The organism is Actinomadura logoneensis (genome assembly GCF_003428695.1).
GTDB lineage: Bacteria > Actinomycetota > Actinomycetes > Streptosporangiales > Streptosporangiaceae > Spirillospora > Spirillospora logoneensis.
The window spans coordinates 1-1117 of the sequence record NZ_QURH01000481.1 but is presented as its reverse complement, the minus strand read 5'-3'; the positions used below and the strand labels follow the sequence as shown (position 1 = coordinate 1117).

1 protein-coding gene is annotated in these 1117 nt (G+C 79.1%); it reads right to left on the bottom strand.

Going from position 1 to position 1117, the window contains the following annotated elements:
• The coding region (locus DZF91_RS23465) for a condensation domain-containing protein (RefSeq protein ID WP_235834498.1) at positions 1-1083 on the bottom strand (1083 nt) is incomplete at its 3' end.
• Between the last annotated feature and the right edge of the window lie 34 nt (positions 1084-1117).

Sequence of the window (1117 nt, the reverse complement as noted above, 5' to 3'; positions counted from 1 at the left end):
GTGCCGCGCCGCCGCCGCCACGGTCGGGTGGACGGCGGGCGCCTCGGCGACGCGGTCGGCCGCGCGGACGGCGTCCCGGAGCTGCTCCGGCGTCTCCAGCGGCAGCGCCGCGACGGGCTGGTCGGGGTCCTTGAGCGCCGCGTCCAGCAGCGTGCGGAGCTGGTCGAGCAGGCGCCCGGCGGAGGCCGCGCCGAACTGGTCGGCGCGGAAGGCGAGCGTCCCGGCGACCGTCTCGGCGGCCGTCCGCACCCGCAGCTCCAGCCCGGACGGCACGGCGGTGACCGGGGCGTCCAGCGGACGCGCCGAGACCCCCGCGAACCGGGGCGCCGGCTCCGGCTCCTCGTCGCAGGCGAAGGACGCGTCGTACAGCGGCGTCCGGTGCGCGGCGCGGTCCACGTCGAGCGCGGCGACCAGGGTCGGGAACGGCAGGTCGCGGTGGTCGAGCGCGGCGCGCCGGGTCAGCGCCGTCCGGGCGAGCATGTGCCGGAAGGTCGGCGCGCCCGCGAAGTCCGCGCACAGCACGAGCGGGTTCGCGAACGGCCCGGCGGTGTGCGCGAACTCGGGACGGGGCCGCGCCACCACCGGGTGCCCGACCGCGATCCGCTCCTCGCCGGTGTGCCGGAACAGCAGCGCCTGGAAGGCGGTCAGCAGCACGTCGGCCGGGTCCGTCGCCTCCGCCGCGCACACCTCGCGCAGCCGCTGCGCGGTCTCGCGGCCCCAGTCGAACCCGACCGCGCCGCCCGCGTGGGACGGCTCCCGGTCGGCGGGCCGGTCGCCGGGCAGGACGAGTTCGGGCGGTGGCGGCGTCAGCGCCGCGCTCCACCACGCGGTCAGCGCGCGGATCTCCGACCCGGCGTGCCGCTCGTCCTCCCAGCGGGCGTAGTCGCGGTACTGGAGCGCGACGAACGGCACGTCCGGGTCCCGGCCCTCGACCGCGGCCGAGTAGTGCTCCGCGGTCTCGGCCACGACCATCCGCAGCGTGCTCTCGTCCGCGACGAGCCGGTGCAGCGCCACCAGCAGGACGTGCTCGGTCTCGGCGAACCTCAGCACGGTCAGCCGCGCGGGCGGCCCCCCGTCCCGCACGCCCGCGCTCCCGCCGCCGGGGCCGGGGCCGTGC